The organism is Ensifer sp. GW101-20A05, from assembly GCF_059424735.1.
Map to the genome: position 1 here is coordinate 390,900 of NZ_JBWKZT010000002.1, position 22,216 is coordinate 413,115.

20 protein-coding genes are annotated in these 22,216 nt (G+C 63.7%); 16 read left to right on the plus strand and 4 right to left on the minus strand.

What is annotated here, in order from left to right:
- Position 1 precedes the first annotated feature (1 nt).
- Together AC070A_RS06915 and AC070A_RS06920 are read left to right on the plus strand one after the other, a co-directional pair.
- The gene (locus AC070A_RS06915; protein WP_113736571.1) at positions 2 to 832 is read left to right on the plus strand and encodes an ABC transporter permease; all 831 of its coding nucleotides are present in this window, start codon (positions 2 to 4) and stop codon (positions 830 to 832) included.
- Positions 833 to 834: 2 nt separating this feature from the next.
- Positions 835 to 1,959 (plus strand): DmpA family aminopeptidase, encoded by a 1,125-nt coding sequence (locus tag AC070A_RS06920; RefSeq protein ID WP_113736572.1) that lies wholly within the window; start codon positions 835 to 837, stop codon positions 1,957 to 1,959.
- Positions 1,960 to 2,005: 46 nt separating this feature from the next.
- On the opposite strand, the gene AC070A_RS06925 is transcribed toward AC070A_RS06920, so the two are convergent.
- Positions 2,006 to 2,884, minus strand: a complete 879-nt coding sequence (locus tag AC070A_RS06925) for a helix-turn-helix domain-containing protein (RefSeq protein ID WP_057251217.1) — start codon at positions 2,882 to 2,884, stop codon at positions 2,006 to 2,008.
- A gap of 94 nt (positions 2,885 to 2,978) precedes the next feature.
- On the opposite strand from AC070A_RS06925, the gene AC070A_RS06930 reads away from it, so the two are divergent.
- The 3 genes from AC070A_RS06930 to AC070A_RS06940 all read left to right on the plus strand — a co-directional run bounded on the left by AC070A_RS06930 (position 2,979) and on the right by AC070A_RS06940 (position 6,474).
- Positions 2,979 to 4,541, plus strand: a complete 1,563-nt coding sequence (locus tag AC070A_RS06930) for a 4-hydroxyphenylacetate 3-hydroxylase N-terminal domain-containing protein (RefSeq protein ID WP_112994056.1) — start codon at positions 2,979 to 2,981, stop codon at positions 4,539 to 4,541.
- A gap of 8 nt (positions 4,542 to 4,549) precedes the next feature.
- Positions 4,550 to 5,062 (plus strand): flavin reductase, encoded by a 513-nt coding sequence (locus AC070A_RS06935; protein ID WP_057251219.1) that lies wholly within the window; start codon positions 4,550 to 4,552, stop codon positions 5,060 to 5,062.
- Between the two features lie 158 nt (positions 5,063 to 5,220).
- A complete protein-coding gene (locus AC070A_RS06940) occupies positions 5,221 to 6,474 on the plus strand; it encodes a sensor domain-containing diguanylate cyclase (RefSeq protein WP_112994055.1) in 1,254 nt (417 codons plus the stop codon).
- A 53-nt stretch (positions 6,475 to 6,527) separates the two neighbouring features.
- On the opposite strand, the gene AC070A_RS06945 is transcribed toward AC070A_RS06940, so the two are convergent.
- Together AC070A_RS06945 and AC070A_RS06950 are read right to left on the minus strand one after the other, a co-directional pair.
- Positions 6,528 to 8,006, minus strand: coding sequence for an aldehyde dehydrogenase (locus AC070A_RS06945; RefSeq protein ID WP_057251221.1), 1,479 nt, complete (start codon positions 8,004 to 8,006; stop codon positions 6,528 to 6,530).
- A 117-nt stretch (positions 8,007 to 8,123) separates the two neighbouring features.
- Positions 8,124 to 9,575 (minus strand): APC family permease, encoded by a 1,452-nt coding sequence (locus tag AC070A_RS06950; RefSeq protein WP_113736573.1) that lies wholly within the window; start codon positions 9,573 to 9,575, stop codon positions 8,124 to 8,126.
- Between the two features lie 296 nt (positions 9,576 to 9,871).
- Here AC070A_RS06950 and AC070A_RS06955 point away from each other — a divergent pair, with 296 nt between their 5' ends.
- From AC070A_RS06955 to AC070A_RS06980, 6 genes are read left to right on the plus strand one after another with little or no spacing between them, the layout of a single operon-like run.
- Positions 9,872 to 10,654 carry an IclR family transcriptional regulator gene (locus AC070A_RS06955; RefSeq protein ID WP_057251223.1) on the plus strand — a complete coding sequence of 261 codons (783 nt, stop codon included), beginning with the start codon at positions 9,872 to 9,874 and terminating at the stop codon, positions 10,652 to 10,654.
- Positions 10,654 to 11,907, plus strand: coding sequence for a Tm-1-like ATP-binding domain-containing protein (locus tag AC070A_RS06960; RefSeq protein ID WP_057251224.1), 1,254 nt, complete (start codon positions 10,654 to 10,656; stop codon positions 11,905 to 11,907). The genes AC070A_RS06955 and AC070A_RS06960 overlap by 1 nt, the downstream gene beginning before the upstream one ends.
- Positions 11,908 to 11,927: 20 nt before the next feature.
- A complete protein-coding gene (locus AC070A_RS06965; RefSeq protein ID WP_057251280.1) occupies positions 11,928 to 12,590 on the plus strand; it encodes an HAD family hydrolase in 663 nt (220 codons plus the stop codon).
- A gap of 2 nt (positions 12,591 to 12,592) precedes the next feature.
- Positions 12,593 to 13,948 carry an aspartate aminotransferase family protein gene (locus AC070A_RS06970; protein WP_113736574.1) on the plus strand — a complete coding sequence of 452 codons (1,356 nt, stop codon included), beginning with the start codon at positions 12,593 to 12,595 and terminating at the stop codon, positions 13,946 to 13,948.
- Positions 13,949 to 13,952: 4 nt separating this feature from the next.
- Positions 13,953 to 15,236, plus strand: coding sequence for an aspartate aminotransferase family protein (locus tag AC070A_RS06975; RefSeq protein ID WP_112994050.1), 1,284 nt, complete (start codon positions 13,953 to 13,955; stop codon positions 15,234 to 15,236).
- 7 nt (positions 15,237 to 15,243) lie between these two features.
- Positions 15,244 to 16,254, plus strand: a complete 1,011-nt coding sequence (locus AC070A_RS06980; protein WP_113133296.1) for a phosphotransferase — start codon at positions 15,244 to 15,246, stop codon at positions 16,252 to 16,254.
- A 20-nt stretch (positions 16,255 to 16,274) separates the two neighbouring features.
- On the opposite strand, the gene hpaR is transcribed toward AC070A_RS06980, so the two are convergent.
- Positions 16,275 to 16,763, minus strand: coding sequence for a homoprotocatechuate degradation operon regulator HpaR (hpaR, locus tag AC070A_RS06985; RefSeq protein ID WP_375374108.1), 489 nt, complete (start codon positions 16,761 to 16,763; stop codon positions 16,275 to 16,277).
- 109 nt (positions 16,764 to 16,872) lie between these two features.
- Here hpaR and AC070A_RS06990 point away from each other — a divergent pair, with 109 nt between their 5' ends.
- The 5 genes from AC070A_RS06990 to AC070A_RS07010 all read left to right on the plus strand — a co-directional run bounded on the left by AC070A_RS06990 (position 16,873) and on the right by AC070A_RS07010 (position 22,216).
- Positions 16,873 to 17,265, plus strand: coding sequence for a 5-carboxymethyl-2-hydroxymuconate Delta-isomerase (locus tag AC070A_RS06990; protein ID WP_113133297.1), 393 nt, complete (start codon positions 16,873 to 16,875; stop codon positions 17,263 to 17,265).
- Positions 17,266 to 17,328: 63 nt separating this feature from the next.
- Entirely contained in the window at positions 17,329 to 18,846 is a 1,518-nt protein-coding gene (hpaE, locus tag AC070A_RS06995) for a 5-carboxymethyl-2-hydroxymuconate semialdehyde dehydrogenase (RefSeq protein ID WP_113736575.1), read from the plus strand.
- 33 nt (positions 18,847 to 18,879) lie between these two features.
- Complete coding sequence (hpaD, locus tag AC070A_RS07000) at positions 18,880 to 19,860, plus strand: 3,4-dihydroxyphenylacetate 2,3-dioxygenase (RefSeq protein WP_113133299.1); 981 nt, start codon at positions 18,880 to 18,882, stop codon at positions 19,858 to 19,860.
- A 53-nt stretch (positions 19,861 to 19,913) separates the two neighbouring features.
- Positions 19,914 to 21,350 carry a pyridoxal phosphate-dependent decarboxylase family protein gene (locus tag AC070A_RS07005; RefSeq protein ID WP_113736576.1) on the plus strand — a complete coding sequence of 479 codons (1,437 nt, stop codon included), beginning with the start codon at positions 19,914 to 19,916 and terminating at the stop codon, positions 21,348 to 21,350.
- Complete coding sequence (locus tag AC070A_RS07010) at positions 21,347 to 22,216, plus strand: fumarylacetoacetate hydrolase family protein (RefSeq protein ID WP_057251233.1); 870 nt, start codon at positions 21,347 to 21,349, stop codon at positions 22,214 to 22,216. Before AC070A_RS07005 ends, AC070A_RS07010 begins: the two co-directional genes overlap by 4 nt.

A 22,216-nucleotide genomic window follows, 5' to 3' on the forward strand; every position in this document is an offset into this window, starting at 1 on the left:
CATGAAGCTCGCTCGATCACTATTCACCGGCGGCCTGATCGCCTACACCGGCCTCTTCTTCGCCTTCATCTACATTCCGCTCGTCGTCATCGCCGTCTATTCGTTCAACGCCAATCCGGTGAACATGATGACCTGGACGGGCTTCACCACCGAATGGTACGCCCAGGTTCTCGGCTTCAAGACCAAGGTTTCCGAAAGCGCGCTTTACATCGAATCGACGGGGCAGCTGCTTCAAGCGGTGTGGAACAGCCTAGTGATCGCGGCCTCCACGACGGCCATTGCGACCATCTTCGGCACGGCGATCGCCATCGGCCTCTATCGCTTCGAATTCGTCGGCCAGCGCTTCTACCGGGTGGTGATGTTCATGCCGATGCTGATGCCGGATATCGTGCTCGGCATCGCGCTTCTGATCTTCTTCGTCAATTCCGGCATCCGGCTGGGGCTGACGACGATCATCATCGGCCAGTGCACCTTCCTGATCTCCTACGTCTTCATCGTCGTCTCGGCCCGACTTGCCGGCATGGACCGGACGCTGGAGCACGCGTCCGCCGATCTCGGCGCCAATGAATGGATGACCTTTCGCCGGGTGGTGCTGCCGCAGCTCTTTCCGGCAATCGTCGGCGGCACGCTGCTCGCCTTCATCATCTCGATGGACGATCTCGTCATCACCTATTTCATCGCCGGCGTCGACGTCACCACGCTGCCGATGTTCATCTTCTCCATGCTTCGGCGCGGCATCAAACCGGAGATCAACGCGATTGCCGTGATGATGCTCTCCTTCTCCTTCGTCGTCGCCTCGCTCGGCCTCTATCTTCGCTCCCGGCAGAAATGATCATGAACGATAAAACTTTCACCTCGCCCGCCACCCGCGCCCGCGATATCGGCCTGCCCTTTTCCGGCCGCACCGGCCGCTTCAACGCCATCACCGATGTCGACGGCATAACCGTCGGCTTCCGCACGATCGAGGAAGAGACCCCGCGCCCGGGCCGAAAGCGTCTGGTCCGCACCGGCGTCACCGCCATCCTGCCGCATGCCGCTTCGGCCACCCCCGTCCCGGTCTATGCCGGCGTACACCGCTTCAACGGCAACGGCGAAATGACCGGCACCCACTGGATCGAAGACGGCGGCTTCTTCCTTGGGCCGGTCATGATCACCAACACCCACGCCGTCGGCATGACCCATCACGCCACCATCAAGTGGATGCTGGAGCGCTACCGGTCGACCTACGACAGCGACGACTTTCTGTGGTTGATGCCGGTCGTGGCGGAGACCTATGACGGCGTTCTGAACGACATCAACGGCCAGCCGATCACCGAGACAGATGTGCGCGCAGCACTCGACAGCGCCACCTCGGGCCCGGTGCAGGAGGGCAATTGCGGTGGCGGCACCGGCATGATCGCCTATGGCTTCAAGGGCGGCACCGGCACCGCATCCCGCGTCGTCGAATTCGGCGGTCGCGACTATACGATCGGCACGCTGGTGCAGGCCAATCACGGCCAGCGCGACTGGCTGACGATCCGTGGCGTTCCGGTCGGCGAGCACATGCGCGACGGCACGCCGCAAAGCCAGATGCAGGAGCGCGGCTCGATCATCGTCGTGATCGCCACCGACCTGCCGATGGCGCCGCACCAGTTGAAGCGGCTGGCGCGACGGGCGGCGATCGGCATCGGCCGCAATGGTACTCCGGGTGGCAACAATTCCGGCGACATCTTCCTTGCCTTCTCCACGGCCAATACCCAGCCGATGGCGCACAAGGCGCCGCCGCGCCTCTCGCTGGAGATCGTCAACGACGACCTGCTCGACCCGGTCTATCTCGCGACTGTCGACAGCGTCGAGGAAGCGGTGGTCAACGCGATGATCGCGGCGGAAGATTCCGGCGGCACCGCCCATGATCGCTTCAAGATCCAGGCGATCCGGCATGAGCCGCTGATCGAGGTGATGCGGAACTACGGCCGATAGTCGGCGACCAACGTGGCAATGCGTTATCTTTTCGGGACCGGCAATCTTAGCCGGCTCCTGACGAGCTCACCCGCGCGCGGCGCCAGTCGCTCGGCGCCTCGCCCACGCGTAACCGAAAGAAGCGCGAGAAATAGGCGGCATCGGCAAAGCCGATCTCATAGGCGATGTCTTCCAGCGGCCGTACAGTGAAGAGCAGCAGGCGCTTGGCCTCGAGCAATCGACGCTCGTTGATGAGCTCCTTGACCTGCATGCCGAAGGCGTCCCTGCTCGCCTTGGCGATGAGGTGCGGTGTCGTTGCCAGCGCGTCGGTGTATTGCGCGACGCTCCAGTTTTCCCGGAAGTGCAAATCGATAAGCCGGCGCAGCTGAGCCGCCAGCATCGCCTGCGACGGCTGGGCCGGAGATGGCGTGGCGGATGCCAGACGGGCGATCTGGGTGAGGACGGCCGCGACCAGCGAGGCGAGCATCTGTTGGGTGCCGGGCGCACCGCCGGCATATTCGTCGGCAACGATATCGAGCAGTTCGGCAAGACGGCGCCAGCCCCGGTCCTCGCCGTCGCCACGGATCATGACCGGCGCATCAACAGGAAGCGTGGTGTTCTCCCGGATCGAGAGCAGCGCGCCATCAGCGACCGAGACGACGACCGCGTCGCTCGTCTCAGGATCGACGGAAAAACCATGCACGATGCCGCTCGGCACGAAGCTGACGGCCGGTGCCAAAAAGTCCAATGGCCTGTCGTCGATGAAATAGGTGCCGCGGCCGCTCATCCAGAAGGTGATCTGCCCCATCTGATCGTGTTTATGCGCCTTCACCTGTCCCTGATGCAGGTTACGCCGCGCCATCACCGTCTCGACATGGAAAAATCCGGGTTCGAGTTGTTGCTCCGGTTCACCGTAGACGAAGAAACTTGGAATGGCGTCGGTCATGGCCCACCGAAAAAAGTACAAGTCATTTTGCCATTCTGTCCATGGCGGCCAATGATTTCAACGCCTAGCCTTGACGAAACTCAAGGAGGAGAAAATGAGAGCAGAGGATTTCCGCGCCGACAGGACGCGGCCCTTCACCGGCGCCGAATATCTGGAAAGCCTGCGCGACGGCCGCGAGGTCTATATCAACGGCGAACGCATCAAGGACGTGACCAGCCATCCGGCGATGCGCAATTCCACCCGGTCGCTCGCCAGGCTCTATGACGCGCTGCATGATCCGGCAAAGAGGGACATCCTGACGGCGCCGACCGACACGGGCTCCGGCGGCTACACCCACAAATATTTCCGCGTCGCCCGCTCCTCCGCCGATCTTGCCGCCCAGCAGGGCGCGATCGCCGAATGGGCACGCATGTCCTATGGCTGGATGGGCCGCACCGCCGACTACAAGGCGGCGCTGATGAACACGCTCGGCGCCAATGCCAATTGGTATGGCCCGTTCAAGGACAACGCGCTCGCCTGGCATAAACGCGCCCAGGAAGCGGCGCTCTTCATGAACCACGCGATCGTCAATCCGCCGATCGATCGGCACAAGCCGGCGGACGCGGTCAAGGACGTCTTCGTCCACATCACCAAGGAAACGGACGCCGGCATCTACGTCTCAGGTGCCAAGGTGGTCGCGACCTCTTCGGCGCTGACGCACTATAATTTCCTGGCGCAAAGTTCGGCGACGGTAACGGAGGATCCCTCGCTCTCGGTGATGTTCATCGTTCCGATGAACGCGCCCGGGATCAAGATGTTCTGCCGCGTCTCCTACGAGCAGACAGCCAACACCGTCGGCCATCCCTTCGACTATCCGCTGTCGTCGCGCTTCGACGAGAACGATGCGATCCTGGTGCTCGACAACGTCTTCGTGCCGTGGGAGGACGTCCTGGTCTTGCGCGATGCCGCCAAGATCCTCTCCTTCCACCCGGCTTCCGGCTTCATGCACGGCTACTGCTTCCAGGGCTGCACCCGTTTCGCCGTGAAACTCGACTTCTTGGCAGGCCTGCTTGCCAAGGCGCTGCGCGCCACCGGCGGCGACGCCTTCCGCGGCAATCAGGCAGCACTCGGCGAGGTCATCGCGCTCCGCCACATGTTCTGGAGCTTCTCCAACGCCATGGCCCACAATCCCATCCCCTGGGCCGATGGCGCCGTGCTTCCCAATCTGGAAGCCGCGCTTTCCTATCGAACCTTCATGTCGGAGGCCTATCCGCGTGTCGTCGAGACGATCCGCAAGGTGATTGCATCGGGGCTGATCTACCTGCCGTCCTCCGTGCGTGACTTCGGCAATCCCGAGATCGACCGCTACCTGGCGCAATATGTCCGCGGCTCTAACGATATGGGGCACATCGAGCGCATCAAGATCATGAAACTGCTCTGGGACGCGACCGGCACGGAGTTCGGCGGACGCCACGCGCTCTACGAACTCAACTATGCCGGCGCGCCTGAAGAGGTTCGGCTGCAGGTATTGAAAGGGGCCGAACGCGGCGGGCGTCTCAAGGAGATGGAAGCGCTCGTCGACCAGTGCATGGCGGACTATGACGAGAACGGCTGGACCGGCAGCACCTGGCTGCCGCCGCTCGACGATGCGGCCGCTCTGCGCAACGCCGCCGAATGAGGCCCGTCATGGAACCGCTCGTTTCGAAGACGGAGTTTCGCAACGCCATGGCGCGGGTCTGCGCGCCGGTCAACGTCATCACCACCAACGGACCCGCCGGACGCGGCGGGTTCACCGCCACCGCCATGTGCTCGGTGACCGACGAGCCGCCGACGCTGCTCGTCTGCATGAACCGCAACTCCACCCAATGCGGCCTTTTCATCGACAACCGGCGCTTCTGCGTCAACGTGCTCAGCCACGACCATAGGGATCTCGCCGGCCACTTCGCCGGCGCGACGCAGGATATGGCGGCCCGCTATGCCGCGGCCGACTGGGTCGAGATGCAATCCGGCAGCTTCGCGGTCAAAGACGCCATCGTCTCGCTCGACTGCGAACTCGCCGAGGCGCGGCTGCTTGGAACACACCACATCCTCATCGGCCGGGTCGTCGGCATCCGCTCGCGCAGCGACGGCAATGCGCTGCTCTATTTCGATCGCAACTACGTGCATGTGCCGACGCAGCTCGGAAGTTTCGGCGGCTAGGCGTAGGCGGGGTCTCGCCCCGCCTACATGAACACGGCCCATTGACAGACGTTTCGCCAAAGAGCCGAGGCAATCCACATCCACGTGCTGTTCAGTGCCTTTTGTTTTTTCCGTAAAACGCTCTATTTGCTTGGCGCGCAATGAGAAAGGAAAACGGAATGGTGGTTGCTGAGCCAGCCGGGCGGCCGACGACGGACGCGAAAGGCAGGGAATTCGATCGCCTGACCGCCCTTGGACATCTCGACATTCTCGACACGCCGAAGGATCAGGGCCTTGAACGGATCGTGCGGCTGATAAAGCAGATCTTCGCCATCGACATCGGCATCATCTCTTTGGTCGACGCACATCGACAATGGTACAAGGCCTGCTCGGGGCTCGCATTAGACGAAGTTCCCCGGGAAGACACTTTCTGCCGATATGTTGTCGCCTCCGAGGAACCGCTTGTCGTGCACGACGCCACGCAGGATCCGCGGTTTTCGCGACATCCCGCCGTCACCGGCCCGGAACATGTTCGGTTCTACGCAGGCGTTCCGTTCAAGACGCGGGATGGTCATACGGTCGGGACCGTATGCGCGATCGACCGCGCGCCGAGACACTTCACCGACAAAGACCTGACGATCCTGACCGAACTGGCGGGCGTGGCGATGGACCGGATCGATTTGCTCCGGTCGGCCGCGACGGATGGGCTCACCGGCACGTTGACGCGCCGCGCCTTCCGCGAGGAGGCGGACAAGCTGATTTCGCTCGCCATAAGGCACCAGCACGACGTGTCGTGCATCGTCCTCGACGTCGACCACTTCAAGCGGGTCAACGACACGCACGGGCATGCGGCAGGAGACGAGGTCTTGAAGGCCGTGAGCGCCGTCTGCCAGTCCAATCTGCGGGCAAGCGATCTGTTCGGGCGGCTCGGCGGCGAGGAGTTCGCCATCATGCTGCCGCACGTCGACGCGAACGGCGCACTCGCCGCAGCGGAAAAGCTGCGGGCAGCGATTGCCGCTCAAACAATCCACGGAGACTTTGGTCAGCTTGCAGTCACCGCGAGCTTCGGCACATCGGCGCTATCGCTCAAGAGCAGGGAGATCGGTACATTGCTCGCCCAGGCGGACGCGGCAATGTATCTCGCCAAGGCCAGCGGACGGAACCGCTGCGTCGAGTGGAGCAGTCTCGAAGTCGGCTATCCGCTGGGTCCTCGTCAGCGCGTACTGAAAGCCGGCACCATTCTTTTCGACGACAGGCATTCAAAGATAGAGTGCACTATCCGGTCGCTTGGTGCCGATGGCGCTGCGGTCACGGTTTCGAATTCGGCCGGCATACCACCGGAGCTGGTTCTGGTCGTCGCCGGCGAGGGTTTCGAGACCAAATGCCATGTGGTGGCGCGAGACCGGCAAAATCTCGAACTCGCCTTCGGATAGCACGGTCCCGACAGACACGCGCGGTCGTCCGGCCCCGGTCCCTGCGAGCCCGGTCAGAGCTGAATCCAGGCGGTCTTCAGATCGGTGTATTTGTCCAGCGCGTGCAACGACTTGTCGTGGCCGTTGCCCGATTGCCTGACGCCGCCGAGCGGCACCGTGTTGTCGGCGCCGCCATAGGTATTGACGTGCACGACGCCGGCGCGGATGCCGCGCACCATCCGGTGCGCGCGCGACAGGTTTGCGGTCCAGACTGCGGAAGCCAGCCCGTAGTCCGTCGCATTGGCGATCCGGAGTGCGTCGGCATCGTCGTCGAAGGGAATGATTGCAAGTACCGGCCCGAAGACCTCTTCCTTCGCCAGCTTCATTTCAGGCTGAATGTCGAAGACGGTCGGCTGCATGTAATAGCCGCCAGTCTCTTCAAGGATGCGCTTGCCGCCCCAACGCAGGCGCGCGCCTTCCACTTCCGCTTCACGGACGAAATCGAGGTTCTTGCTCAGCTGGACGCTGCTCGAAATCGCTCCAGCCTCGGTCGAAAGAAGCAGCGGATCGCCAACCTTCATACCTGCCGCGATCGCTGCCACCTTCTCCGCGAAGGCTTCGTGAATGGAGCGCTCGACCAGCAACCGTGAACCGGCAACACAGACCTGGCCGGAGTTGCGGAAGATGCCATAGGCCGAGATGCGCGCGGCCTGATCGAGATCCGGCGCATCGGCGAAGACGACGTTCGGCGACTTGCCGCCGAGTTCGAGATAGACGCGTTTCAGGTTCGAGCGCGCCGAATATTCGAGCAGCCGGCGGCCGACACCGCCCGAGCCGGTGAAGGCGAGCACGTCGATATCTCCATGCAGCCCGATAGCCTCACCCGTCGTCGCACCCAGGCCGGTCACAACATTCAGAACGCCCTCCGGCAGGCCGGCTTCGGCGCAGATTTCGGCGAGCCTGAGCAAGCTGAGCGAGGCGCCCTCCGCCGGCTTCAGCACCACGGAATTGCCGGCGGCGAGCGCCGGCGCGATCTTCCAGGCGCCGATCATCAAAGGGAAATTCCAGGGAACGATCGCGGCGACCACGCCGATCGGTTCGCGATGCACGAGGCCGAGAATGTTGTCGGCGGTCGGCGCGATTTCGCCATAGACCTTGTCGAGCGCCTCGGCATAGTAGCGGAAGGTTCCGGCGGCGCTGCCAGGCTCGGCCTTCAGCGCCATCGAAATTTCGGTGCCATTGTCGCGCACGCCAAGGACCGCAAGCTCCAGCGCCTGCGCTTCGATGATTTCGGCAATGCGCGTCAGCACCTTCTTGCGGAACGCCGGAGCCGCCTTCGACCAGCTTCCTTTTTCGAAAACGGCGCGCGCGGCACGGACCGCCGCGTCGACGTCGGATGCGCCCGCGTCTGCTATCGTCGTCAGGTGGCTGCCGTCGATCGGCGAGACGACGTCGAGCGTTTCGCCGGACAAGCTCTCCTGCCAGTGGCCGTTGATGAACAGCTTTTGGCCCTCGACGGCGAGGCTACGCAATTGGTCGATCTTGTCCTGCATGATGTCTGCTCCCGTTTGCATTGCCGGGACGGCGGAGGGTCCGCCATCCCTTCTTAGGTGATACGCAGTTCCGGACGGAAGCCGCTTGGCGTCGTTCCGGGAACTGCGTGGCAGCGATCAGATCTCCTGGCCTGCGCCAAGGCGGGCGAACTCGATCGGATTGCCCGACTTCAGCGATGCCGCAAGCGCCAGACCGATAACACCGAAGATCACGACAAGGCCCGGCAGGAACACGGCGAGAATGCCGGTGGCGCCCGCCAGGTCACCGAAATTGACCGCGATCGCGACGATAACGGCAACGAGGATCAGGCCGGTGACGACGGGGATAACCTTAGTCACCAGCGGGTTCCGTTCGAGGCCGGGATTGCGGCTGAAGAAGGCGACGATCGCAAAGGCGGTGAAGGCCATCAGCGTCATGACGGCGAGCGTGCCGACATTCGTCAGCCACGAGAACAGCGCCAGCACCGGATCCTGACCCGTTGCCGCAAAGAGTGCCACGACGAGGACGGCGATCACGGTCTGGATCAGCGAGCCGACATGCGGGCTGTGGTAGACCGGATGGGTGACGCCGATCGAGGCGGGCAGCAGCCGTTCGCGGCCGGCGACGTAGAGATAACGGGCGACGCCGTTGTGGAAGGCCAGAACACCGGCAAAGAGGCTGGTGACGAAGAGCACGTTCATCAGCGGCGGCAGCCAGCCGCCGGCATAACGCTCGGCGAGGCCGAAGAGGAAAGTGGTCGGATCGGCAAGGCCCTGCAGTTCCGGCACCAGCTTGTCGGCACCGGCCGCGTTCACCATCAGCCAGGAGGTGAACATGTAGAAAACGCCGATGATCAGCACCGAGATATAGGTGGCGCGCGGCACCGTCCTTGCCGGATCGCGGGCCTCCTCGCTGTAAATCGTCGTCGCCTCGAAGCCGATGAAGGCGGCAAAGCAGAAGAGAATGCCGATCGACGGCGAGCCGGACAGAACGGCCGAAGGCGTAAACGACGTCATCGTCAGCCCGCTGTCGCCGCCCTTGGCAAGGATCGCCACGTCAATGACGAGCACGACAAGATATTCGAGGATGACGAGAACCGTCAGCACCTTGGCGGAGAGGTCGACGCGGCGATAGCCGAGAACGCCGACGGCGGCGATGCCCACGAACGTCCAGACCCACCAGGGTAGATCGACCCCCAGACCAGCGAAGAGCCCGGCCGTCGCCGCCCCGAACAGGCCGAAGACGCCGATCTGCATGGCGTTGTAAGCAAGGATCGCGATCATCGCCGCGGCACCGCCCATCAGGCCACCGAGGCCCTGGGCCGTATAGGCGTAGAAGGCGCCGGCATTGCGGATATGCCGTGCCATGGCGACATAGCCGACGGAAAACAACAGCAGGATCAGCGTGACGAGCAGGAAGGTGCCGGGAATGCCGGCGCCGTTTCCAAGCATCATCGACAACGGCACGCCGCCGGCGACCGCGGTCAGCGGTGCGGCAGCGGATACGACAAGAAAGGTGACCGCGCCGACGCCAAGGGCGTTCTTGCGCAACTGGTTCGCGCCGGTCACGGGCGAAGATGGATTGTCCATAGTCTTAGGCTCCCCTGGTTGGCGCGAACGCCTTTTCGCCTCCGGTCCTTCTCTCCGGAAGCAGCTCCCTGAAGCGGACTGGAAGCGCGGGGGTTTTGCTTTTTTCTTGGCCGCGCAAGTCTTTCGGTTCAATATATGAACCTTAGCTTCAAATATAGACTTGCAAATTGCGTTCGGCCCTGTCAAGTTATTTCGCATGTTAAGTATCTCAGCTGGAGACAATGAGGGCGGCCGCACCGCCCCATGGCGGGAACAGGCGGAGATGACTTGCGACGGCGCTCAACGAGGAGGAATGGATGAGCACCATCGGTAAGGCCCTAACTTTGCTCGACACGATCTCGCGCCTGGAGAAGGAAGCGGGCTTGAGTGACATCGCGCGGCACTGCGGGCTCGACAAGGCGACCACCCGGCGCTTTCTCGTCGAACTGGAGAAACACGGTTTCGTTGAACAGGATCCGGAAACGCGGCGCTATCGCCTCGGCGGCGCGCCGGTGCGCCTTGCCCGCATCCGCGAGACGCGCTTCCCCTATCTGAGCGTGGCGACCCCCTTCGCCCGGGAGCTTGCGAGCCTAGCGGGCGAGACCGTTCACCTTTCTGAATACGCCGCCGGCCGCCTTTCGACTGTTCATGTGGAGGACTCGCAGCGGGCCCACCGCGTCATCGTCGATGTCGGGAGCATCCTGCCTTTCCACGCGACCGCGTCCGGCCTTGGCTTCCTTGCCTTCTGCCCGCCGAAGGACATCGACGCGGTCCTGTCGGCGCCGCTCGAGGCCTTTACCGATCAGACGCTGACGGACCCCGCAATCCTGCGCCAGACCCTGAGCGAGACTCTCCGGCGCGGCTACTCGATCTGCCATCACGGGCTCGAAACCGGAGTCGTCAGTGTCGCCGCACCGATCCGCGCGCCAGGCAGCACACCGGTCGGCGCGATCGCCGTCGCCGCCCCGGCAACGCGGGCGGAGAAGGAGACGGTGGAGCAGATGGGCCGCGCCGCGATGACAGCGGCCAGACGCATTTCCGAAAGACTTTTCGGGTTGGAGCAGGTTGCTGCCGATCCGCTGGCAAGGAGGGCCGGCTGATGAATGCAATGAACCGTCTCCCCAACATTCTTGTCGTGGGTACGGGAGACACCAAATGCGACGAACTCCAGTTCATGGCGTCCGTCATCCGCGAAGCCGGCGGCCTGCCCGTGATGATGGATGTCAGCATTCTCGGTGATCCGCCCTATGTGCCCGAATACTCGCGCCATGACATCGCCGAAGCCGCGGGTGTCACCATTGAAGCGATTGCGGCCAGCGGCGACGAACACAGCGCCATGGCGCTGATGGCAAGTGGTGCTTCTGCCCTCACCCGTTCCCTTTACGAAGCCGGCCAGGCCGATGGCGTCATCATTCTCGGCGGCTCGATGGGCACGGATCTCGCCCTCGACGTCGCCGCGGCCCTGCCGCTCGGCGTGCCGAAATTCATCGTCTCGACCATCGCCTATTCGCACCTGCTGCCGCCCGAGCGCATTGCGCCCGACCTGATGATGATCCTGTGGGCCGGCGGCCTCTACGGCCTCAACGGCATCTGCCGCTCGGTTCTCTCCCAGGCCTGTGGCGCGGTCGTTGGTGCCGCACGTTTCGGCACCAGGCCGGACAAGACGCGGCCGCTGATTGGCATGACCTCGCTCGGCTCGAGCTGCCTCAAATACATGAAATACCTGAAGCCCGAACTCGAACGCCGCGGCTATGACGTCGCTGTCTTCCATTCGACCGGCATGGGCGGCCGCGCCTTCGAGGCGATCGCGGCTGAGAAGGGCTTTACCGCGGTTTTCGACTTCTGCATTCAGGAGGTCAGCAACCATCACCACGGAACTGTCGTCACATCAGGGCCCGACCGGCTGGAGAATGCCGGACGTGCCGGAATCCCACAGATCGTCGCGCCAGGCGCCGTCGACATGGTCGACCTGCCGGCCTGGCAACCGATTCCGCAGGCCTTTGCCGATCGCCCCTATCACGCCCACAACCGGCTGCTCGGCTCGGTGACCACATCTTCCGAGGGACGACGCGAGATCGCCCGCGTCATCGGCGGCAAATTGAACGGCACCAGTGCCGAGGTCGCCTTCATCCTGCCGCTCAAGGGGATTCAGGAATGGGACCAGCCTGACGAGCCTCTCTACGAACCGGAAGCGCTCGACGCCTTCATCGACGAGATGCGCCGGCAGATCCCCTCAGGCGTCGCCCTGCATGAGGTCGACAGCCACATCAATGCGCCGGCGTTCTCGCAAGCCGCGCTTGCGATCTTCGACGACTGGGTGGCGCGTGGCATCGTGCCCGAGGGCCGGCCATGACGAACACTATGCCCGACACCATGAGCGACAAGGCACTGATCCTCGATTTCGGCGGCGTCGTCACCCGCACGCTGTTCGAAACCCACGACATCACGGAGCGTGCGCTCGGGCTCGCGCCCGGCACTCTTACGTGGCGCGGTCCCTTCGACCCCGCAACCGACCCGCTCTGGGCCGCCATGCAGCGGCGCGAAATCACCGAACGGGACTACTGGACGGAACGCACCCGCGAAGTCGGCCGCCTGCTTGGCGAAGACTGGAGCGACATGAAAACCTTCGTGCAGCGGGCGCGTGGGGCGGAACCGGAACTGGTGCTCCGGCCCGAGACGCGCGACGCGATCCTCGCCGCCCATAAGGCCGGCATTCGGCTCGCGATCCTCTCCAATGAACTCGACCTCTTCTATGGCGTCGCGTTCCGTCAGCGCTTCCCGCTGATCGAGCTCTTCGAGACGATCGTCGACGCCACCTACACCAACATCCTGAAGCCCGATCCGCACGCCTACGAGCTGGTGCTGAGCCAGCTTGGCCTGCCGCGCGAAGCCTGCGTCTTCGTGGATGACCAGTTGAAGAACATCGAGGGTGCGCGGGCCGTCGGCCTGCCTCACGTCCATTTCGACGTCACCCGACCCGCAGAAAGCTACGCCAGAGCGCTTCAGATGCTCGGCCTCGAACTGACAGGAGCATGACCATGCGCGAAACCAACTTCCTCATCGAGAACAACGCCCGCCACCTCTGGCACCCGATGGCGCATCCGGCCGAGATGCAGGCAACGCCACCGCGCATCATCAATGCCGGCGAAGGTGTCGAGATCGTCGACATCCATGGCAAGAAGGTGCTCGATGCGGTCGGCGGCCTCTGGAACGTCAATCTCGGCTATTCCTGCGAACCGGTGAAGGAGGCGATCCGTCGCCAGCTCGACGAGCTGCCCTATTACTCGACGTTTCGCGGCACCACCAACTCACCGCTGATCGAGCTTTCCTACGAGCTCGCCGAATGGTTCCGCGAGGATGGGCTGACGCGCTCGTTCTTCACCTCGGGCGGTTCCGACTCCGTCGAGACCTGCCTTCGCCTCGCCCGCCAGTACCACAAGCTCAACGGCCAGCCGGAACGCACCAAGTTCGTCGCGCTGAAGAAGGGCTACCACGGCACCCATTTCGGCGGCGCCTCGGTCAATGGCAATGCCAATTTCCGCCGCAACTACGAGCCGCTGCTGCCGGGCGTCTACCACCTGCCGGCGCCCTATACCTATCGCAACCCCTTCGACACGACCGATGGCGCCATAATCGCCAAGGCGATCGCGCGGCTCTTCGAAGACGAGATCGCCTTCCAGGGCGCCGACACGATCGCGGCGCTGATCATGGAGCCGGTGCTCGGCGCCGGCGGCGTGATCGTGCCGCACGAAATCTTCATGCCGCTGATGCGCGAGATCTGCGACCGCCACGGCATCCTCCTGATCGCCGACGAGGTGATCACCGCGTTCGGCCGCACCGGTGCCTGGACCGGTTCACGCCTCTGGGGCGTGAAGCCGGATTTCATGTCGACCGCCAAGGCGATCACCAATGGCTACTATCCCTTCGGCGCCGTGATGATCTCGGACAAGGTTGCCGAGGCTTTCGAAAGCAACAAGACGGCTGCCGGTTCGATCGGCCATGGCTACACCTATTCCGGCCATCCGGTGGGTGCTGCGGCAGCACTCGCAACCCTGAAGGAAACGCGCAAGCACAATGTCGCTGCAAATGCCAAGGCACGCGGCGATGAGCTGATCGCCGGCCTCGAAGCGCTGAAGGCCCGGCACGAACTGATCGGCGACGTGCGCGGCAAGGGGCTGATGTGCGCGATCGAGCTCGTCTCGGACAGGGAGAAGAAGGCCGGTGCCGCAAAGGATGTCGTCCAGAAGGTTCAGGACGTGACCTATGATGCCGGCGTCATGGTGCGCACATCCGGCGCCAACGTCATCCTGTCGCCGCCGCTGATCGTGACCGCAGGCGACGTCGCCCGCATCCTCACGGCCCTCGACGCCGGCCTGACCGCAGCACGGGGCTAGCGCGATGGGCGACAACCGGGACCTGATTGCGCGCCGCGAGCGGCTGCTCGGGCGCAACATGTCGCTGTTCTACGAGGAGCCGGTGCATCTCGTGCGTGGCGAAGGCGTTTGGCTTTTTGATGCTGACGGCCGCCGCTACCTAGACTGCTACAACAACGTACCGCATGTCGGCCATTGCCATCCGCGGGTGACCGAGGCGATCGCCCGGCAGGCCTCAACCCTCAACACCCACACCCGCTATCTGCATGAAGGCATTCTCGACTATGTCGAGCGTCTGACCGCCACCTTCGACAACAGCCTCGACACGGCGATCCTGACCTGCACCGGCAGCGAGGCGAACGACGTGGCGCTGCGCATGGCCCAGGCCGTGACCGGCAAGACCGGGGTGATCGCCACCGACCACACTTATCACGGCAATACCGCCGCCGTTTCTCAGCTTTCGACCCGGATGCCGCCGGTCGGCGGCTTCGGCGGCCATGTCCGCCACGTGCCGGCGCCCGACAGCTACCGGCCGCTTGGCGGCGAGCCGGGCGCCGCTTTTGCCGCGGCCTTCACCGCCAAGGTCGAGGAAGCGATCGCCTCGCTGCAGCAAAGCCCGCACGGCTTCTCCGCGCTGATCATCGATCCCTTCTTCGCCAACGAAGGATTTCCGGAACTGCCCTCCGGCTTTCTCGACGGCGCCGTCGCCGCCGTCAGAAAGGCAGGCGGGCTCCTGATAGCCGACGAAGTGCAGCCGGGCTTCGGCCGAACCGGCGGCCATATGTGGGGGCACCAGAAGGCGGGCATCGTTCCCGATATCGTCACGCTTGGAAAGCCGATGGGCAACGGCCACCCGATCGGCGGCGTCGTTGCGGGCACCGAAACGCTCAACGCCTTCCGCAAAGCGTTTCGCTACTTCAACACCTTCGGCGGCAATCCGGTCTCCTGCGCAGCGGCCATGGCCGTGCTCGATGTGATCGCAGACGAAAACCTCATCGAGAACGCCGCCCAAGTCGGCGCCTATGCCAAGGCCGGCCTCGCGCGGCTTGCGGACAAACATGGAATGATCGGCGACATCAGGGGCAGCGGACTATTCTTCGGCGCGGAGCTCGTCACCGATCGCGCGGAAAAAACGCCAGCAAGCGCCCTCGCGACCAAGGTGATCAACGACATGAGCGAGCGCGGCGTGCTGATGGGCAAGCTCGGCATCCACCAGTGCACGACCAAGATCCGACCGCCGATGCCCTTTACCCGCGACAATGCGGATTTGATGCTGTCGACGCTCGACGACGTGCTTTCGGGCCTGTGAGCGACTGATGACGGCGGACCTGCCCAAACCCTTTCGCGACGCGCTCGACAACCGGGCGTGCCAGGCACTTGCCCATTGGGGCGTTGCTGACCAAGAGCCGGAGTTGCTGAAGTACCGGGAAAACGCCGTGTTTCGCGTCCACCTGGCCGATGGTCGCCCGGCGGCGCTGCGGCTGCACCGCGCCGGCTATCACAGTGCGGCGGCACTGCACTCGGAACTGCAATGGATGGCAGCACTCGGCAACAGCGGTCTCGCGGTGCCGCAACCGATCGCGACGACGGACGGGCGCTTGCTTGTCGCCCTGCCTGAAGGTGGCGCGTTTGCCGCACAGCATGCCGATGTGATCAACTGGATGGATGGAGAGCCATTGGGCGAAAGCGGTAAACCGCTGTCCCACTCACCCGAGAGGCTCGTCGAGATCTTCTCGGCGCTCGGCGCCTCCATGGCCGAGATGCATAACCTCGCCGATCGCTGGACGCCGACCGAGGGCTTTTGGCGTCCGACCTGGGATGAGGAAGGCCTGCTTGGGGATCGTCCGTTGTGGGGGCGCTTCTGGGATTGCGAAGGCCTATCGCCGGCCCAAGCCATGGCGCTATCGGCTTTGCGCGGTGACCTCAGGCGGCGCCTCGCAACTCTGCCGACTCCGGCTAAGGATTTCGGCCTCATCCATGCGGACCTCGTTCGGGAAAATGTGCTGGTCGGCGAGGCGGGCGTCAAACTCATCGACTTCGACGATGCTGGCTGGGGTTACCGCCTGTTCGATATCGCCACCGCCCTGCTGAAGAACCGACGCGAGCCGGCCTATGGAGCGATCGAGGCGGCGTTGATATCAGGCTATCGCAGCCGGCGCACGCTCAGCGCCGAGATGCTGTCCAGCCTGCCGCTGTTTCTTGTGCTTCGCAGTCTCACCTATATCGGCTGGTTCTCGGCGCGGCCGGAACTGCCGGGCGCCCGCGAGCGTGTCCTGCGCTACGCCGACGAGGCGCTGGCGCTTACCAAAGAGCTGGGCTTCACATGATGACCGAGAGCCAAAAACGCTCAGTCGTTGAGGCTGGCCAGTTCGTCCAGCATGTCGAGCAGGACTTCGACGCGTTCACGACCGTAGCGGGTTTCGAGGTCCTCGTAGATCGCCCGGCTCTCGGGGCTGACGTCGGCGATCACCCGCATGCCCTCGGGTGCAATCTCCAGGAGGACGCGCCGGCCGTCGTCGGCATCCTTGTGCTTGGTGATCAGGCCCCGCTCCTCGAGCGAGCGGATGATGCGGGTGAGGCTCGGCGCCAGGATGAAGGCCTTGTCGGCCATTTCCGACGCATCGACCCGGCCGGCCTCCGCCAGGATACGGATCACCCGCCATTGCTGCTCGGTGATGTCGTGGCGCGCCAGCATCGGGCGGAAATGCGCCATCACCGCTTCGCGCGCTCGCAGCAGCGCGATCGGCAGCGATCGGCGCGTGTTGTGCGGCAAAAGGGCGTCGTGACCAAGGTCAGCAGGGATTTTCTCGCGGCTCATAAGCGTTCTATCGGACATTTTCTTTCGTTCTGCAATTTGGCAGGCGCGGGCAGAGACTTCGACCTTCTTGACACCGCCATCGATTTCATTAACGTGTTAAATATATGAGAGCGCATCGGGAGGAAAGATGCCGCACCTGACAATCGAATACTCAGGCAATCTCGACGACCGCGTCGACTTCGCCCGACTTTGCCGGACCGTCCACAAGACGATCCTCGGCACCGGCCTTTTCGAGCTCGGCGCCGTCAGGGTGCGCACGGTCCGGAGCCGCGACTATGCGATCGCCGACCTTTTGCCGGACAACAGCTTCATCGACATGTCCTTCCGCATCGGTCGCGGCCGCAGCGAGGCAGAGAAGAAGGCCACCGGCGAAGCCATCTTCAAGGCCGTGAGCGACGAACTTTCGGAGCTTTTCGCCACACCGCATTTTGCTCTCAGCCTGGAGATCCGCGAGATCGACCCGGATCTGAGCTGGAAGAAAAACGCCATTCACCCCCGGCTGCGCGCCACCAAAGGCTAGACGCAGCCACCCCCAAAGCACAGCAGCGCGCGGCGAAAGTCTGCGCCAGCATCGGAGAACACCATGTCCAAGCTCGATGAAAACCTCGCCAAGGCGGAAAGCTACCTCGCCCGCTTCAAGAGCGAAGGCGTGCTCAACCACATCAACGGCGAAGCGGTGTCGGCACTTGACGGCGAGACCTTCGAGACGATTTCGCCTGTCGATCTGAAACCGCTCGCAAGGATCGCCCGGGGCAAGGCTGCCGATATCGACCGGGCGGCAAAGGCCGCGAAAGCTGCCTTCGCCGAATGGGCTTCGATGCCCGGCGAAACCCGCAAGAAGCTGCTGCACAAGATCGCCGACGCGATCGTCGCACGCGCCGAGGAGATCGCCTTCGTCGAGTGTATGGACACCGGACAATCGCTGAAGTTCATGGCCAAGGCGGCGCTGCGGGGTGCCGAGAATTTCCGCTTCTTCGCCGACCGGGCGCCGGAAGCGCGCGACGGCAAGGTGCTGCGCGCCTCTGGCCAGATCAACATGACGACGCGCGTGCCGATCGGCCCGGTCGGCATCATCACCCCCTGGAACACGCCGTTCATGCTGTCGACCTGGAAGATTGCGCCTGCGCTTGCCGCCGGCTGCACGGTCGTGCACAAGCCGGCGGAATTGTCGCCGCTGACGGCGCGGCTGCTGGTCGAGATCGCCGAAGAAGCGGGCCTCCCGAAGGGCGTATGGAACCTCGTCAACGGCTTCGGCGAGGATGCCGGACGGGCGCTCACCGAGCACCCCGATATCAAGGCGATCGGCTTCGTCGGCGAGAGTCGCACCGGCTCGATGATCATGAAGCAGGGTGCCGAGACGCTGAAGCGGGTTCATTTCGAACTCGGCGGCAAGAACCCGGTGATCGTCTTTGCCGATGCCGATCTCGAACGCGCCGCCGATGCGGCGGTTTTCATGATCTACTCGCTAAACGGCGAACGCTGCACCTCGTCTTCGCGCCTGCTGGTCGAGCACAGCATCTACGAGCGCTTCACCGCGCTCGTCGCCGAAAAGGCCAAGCGCATCAAGGTCGGTCATCCGCTCGATCCGGAAACCGTCGTCGGCCCGCTCATCCATCCGGTGCACGAGAAGAAGGTGCTCGATTACATTCGCATCGGCCGCGAGGAAGGTGCTACCGTTGCTGCCGGCGGCGAAAAATTCGATGGTCCCGGCGGCGGCTGCTACGTCACCCCGACGCTCTTCACGGGCGCCAACAACGCGATGCGCATCGCTCAGGAAGAAATCTTCGGGCCGGTGCTGACGGCGATCCCGTTCAAGGACGAGGCAGACGCGCTGGCGTTGGCCAACGACGTACAATATGGCCTGACCGGCTATCTCTGGACCTCCGACGTCACCCGCGCCTTCCGCTTCACCGATCATCTCGAAGCCGGCATGATCTGGGTAAATTCGGAGAACGTGCGCCACCTGCCGACGCCCTTCGGCGGCGTCAAGAGCTCGGGCATCGGCCGCGACGGCGGCGACTGGTCGTTCGATTTTTACATGGAAACCAAGAACATCGCCTTTGCCAGCTCGGCGCATGCGATCGCCAAGCTCGGCGGCTGAGCGCGCTGGCAGAAAAATCTGGAGGAGACATCAATGCCCTTACCGAAACCGAACCTCTATCCGCCCTTCAACATCGTGCGGCTGAGCCATGTGGAACTCGCCGTCACCGACCTCGCAAAATCGCGCGCCTTCTATGTGGACGTGCTTGGCCTGCAGGTCACCGACGAGACGGCGGACACGATCTATCTCAGGGCCATGGAGGAGCGTGGCCATCACTGCATTATCCTGAAGAAGGCGGCGACTGCCGAGGCCCGTGACCTGGGCTTCAAGGTCTATGGTGACGAGGATCTCGAAAAGGCGGCGCACTTCTTTAGGGCCAAGGGCCTGCCTGTCGAGTGGATCGAACGCCCCTACCAGTCGCGGACCTTCCGCACCCGCGACCCGCAGGGCATCCCGCTCGAATTCTATTCGAAGATGGACCGCCTGCCGCCGATCCACCAGAAGTATGCGCTCTATCGCGGCGTGAAGCCGTTGCGCATCGATCATTTCAACTGCTTCTCGCCGGATGTCGACGAGGCCGTCGCCTTCTACAACGAGATCGGCTTCCGGGTGACGGAATACACCGCCGACGAGGAGACCGGACGGCTCTGGGCCGCCTGGACCCACCGCAAGGGCGGCGTGCACGACATCGCCTTTACCAACGGCCGCGGACCGCGCCTGCACCACACCGCCTTCTGGGTACCGACTCCGCTCAACATCATCGACCTGCTCGACCTGATGTCGACCTCCGGCTGGCTTTCCAACATCGAGCGCGGCCCCGGCCGACACGGCATCTCCAATGCCTTCTTCCTCTATGTGCGCGATCCGGATGGCCACCGCATCGAGATCTATTGCTCGGACTACCAGACGGTCGACCCGGATCTCGAGCCGATCAAATGGGACCTGAAGGACCCGCAGCGCCAGACGCTCTGGGGTGCGCCGGCACCGAAATCCTGGTTCGAGGAAGGCAGCGCGTTTGCCGGTGCCGAGACACGGGACTCGATCCTGAAAACCCAACCGATCATCGCGCCCTGACAGTTGGCAACAGGGATCGGGTAGGGCCAAGAGAGCAGGACGGGAGGAAGCAGATGGATCAGAAGACTTTTGGAGAATGGTCGCTAAGGGCAGCGCAGTGGGGTGCCGACTATCGAGCATCACTGCGCGACCGGCGAGTGCGTGCCCAGACGGCACCGGGTGCGATCGCCGCGCAGATACCATCGCGTCCGCCGCAGACGGGCGAGGACATGGAAGCGATCTTCGAGGATTTCGAGAAGATCATCCTGCCGGGCATGACCCACTGGCAGCATCCGCGGTTCTTCGCCTATTTCCCGGCGAACGCCGCACCCGTCTCCGTCGTTGCGGAATACTTGGTCACCGCCATGGCGGCGCAGTGCATGCTCTGGCAAACCTCGCCGGCGGCGACCGAGCTCGAAACGAAAGTGCTCGACTGGCTGCGCCAGGCGATCGGCCTGCCGGAGGGCTTCTCCGGGGTGATCCAGGATTCGGCCTCTTCGGCGACGCTCTCGGCCGTCCTTGTCATGCGCGAGAAGGCGCTTGGCTGGAACGGCAACAAGAAAGGCCTCGCAGGCCAGCAGCATCTGCGCATCTATTCCTCTGACCAGGTGCACACCTCGATCGACCGGGCGATCTGGGTGTCGGGCATCGGCGAGGAAAATCTCGTACGCATCCCGGCTAAGGGACCGCGACGCGCGATGGATGCGAGCGCGCTGGAAGCAGCCATCCTCAGGGATAAGGCGGCGGGGCTGCTACCCGCGGGCGTGATCGCCTGCACCGGCGGGACGAGCACCGGCGCCTGCGACGACATCGCCGAGGTGGTGCGCATCGCGCACGCGCATGGTCTCTACGTCCATGTCGATGCCGCCTGGGCGGGTGCCGTGATGATCTGCGAGGAATTCCGGGAACTCTGGGCCGGCGTCGAGAAGGCGGATTCGATCGTCTTCAACCCGCACAAATGGCTAGGCGCCCAGTTCGACTGCTCGGCGCATTTCATCCGCAGCCCGGACGATCTGGTCAAGACGCTGGCGATCCAGCCGGAATATCTGAAGACCCATGGCCGCGACGGCATCATCAACTATTCCGAATGGACGATCCCGCTCGGCCGGCGCTTCCGGGCGTTGAAACTCTGGTTCCTCTTGCGGTTCCACGGGCTCGCCGGTCTGCAGACGATGATCCGCAATCACGTGCGCTGGTCCGAGCGCCTCGCGGAGCGGCTCGCCGAACACAGGGATTTCGAGATCGTCACTCAACCCATGCTGTCGCTGTTCTCTTTCCGCCACCGCACCACCGGAGATGCGGACGCCCACAACATTGCTCTCGTCAATGCGATCAATGACGATGGCCGCATCTACCTGACGCAAACCCGCGTCGACGGCCACGTGGCGATCCGGTTCCAGGCTGGTCAGTTCGACATGACGGAAGAGGATGCCGACACCGCCTTCGAGGTCATCACCGAAGTCGCCGGTGCGCTGAACAAACATCGGAACGGAACGAAAGCCGCCCAATGACCCACCCCCGACTTGTCACCTTTTCAGCCGGCGAAAGACGGGGCTACGGCCTCGTTTCCGGAAGTGGTCTGATCGATCTTTCCAAGCGATATGCGTCGACCTGGCCTACGTTGCGCGAGGTGATCGAAGCAAGCGCGCTCGTTCGCCTTGCCGACGAGGCAGGCGGGCTGCCGGCAGACATTTCGCTCGATGACATCCGCTTTGAGATCCCGGTGCCGGCGCCGGAAAAAATCATCTGCGTCGGCGTCAACTTCCCCGACCGCAACGAAGAGTACAAAGACGGCCAGGCGGCACCCTCCAACCCGTCGCTGTTCATCCGCTTCCCGCGCTCGTTTACCGGGCACGGGCAGCCGCTGATCCGCCCGCCGGAAAGCCCGCAGCTCGATTATGAAGGCGAGATCGTCATCGTCATCGGCAAGGGCGGCCGTCGTATTCCCGAGGCGTCAGCACTCGACCACATCGCGGCTCTTTCGCTCTGCAATGAGGGCACGATCCGCGACTGGGTGCGCCACGCCAAGTTCAACGTCACGCAGGGCAAGAACTTCGACCGAACCGGCTCGATCGGCCCCTGGCTGGTGCCTTTCACCGATGAGGCACAGCTTGCCGATATCAGGCTCGAAACGCGGGTAAACGGCGAGGTGCGGCAGCAGGACCGCACCAGCCGGATGATCTTCTCCTTTCGCAAGATCATCAATTACGTCTCGACCTTCACGACGCTGGTTCCCGGCGACGTCATCGTTACCGGCACCCCCACTGGCGCTGGCGCGCGCTTCGATCCGCCGGTCTGGCTGAAACCCGGCGACATCGTCGAGGTCGAGGCCGAAGGCATCGGCACGCTCATCAACCCGATCGCCGACGAGGCCTGA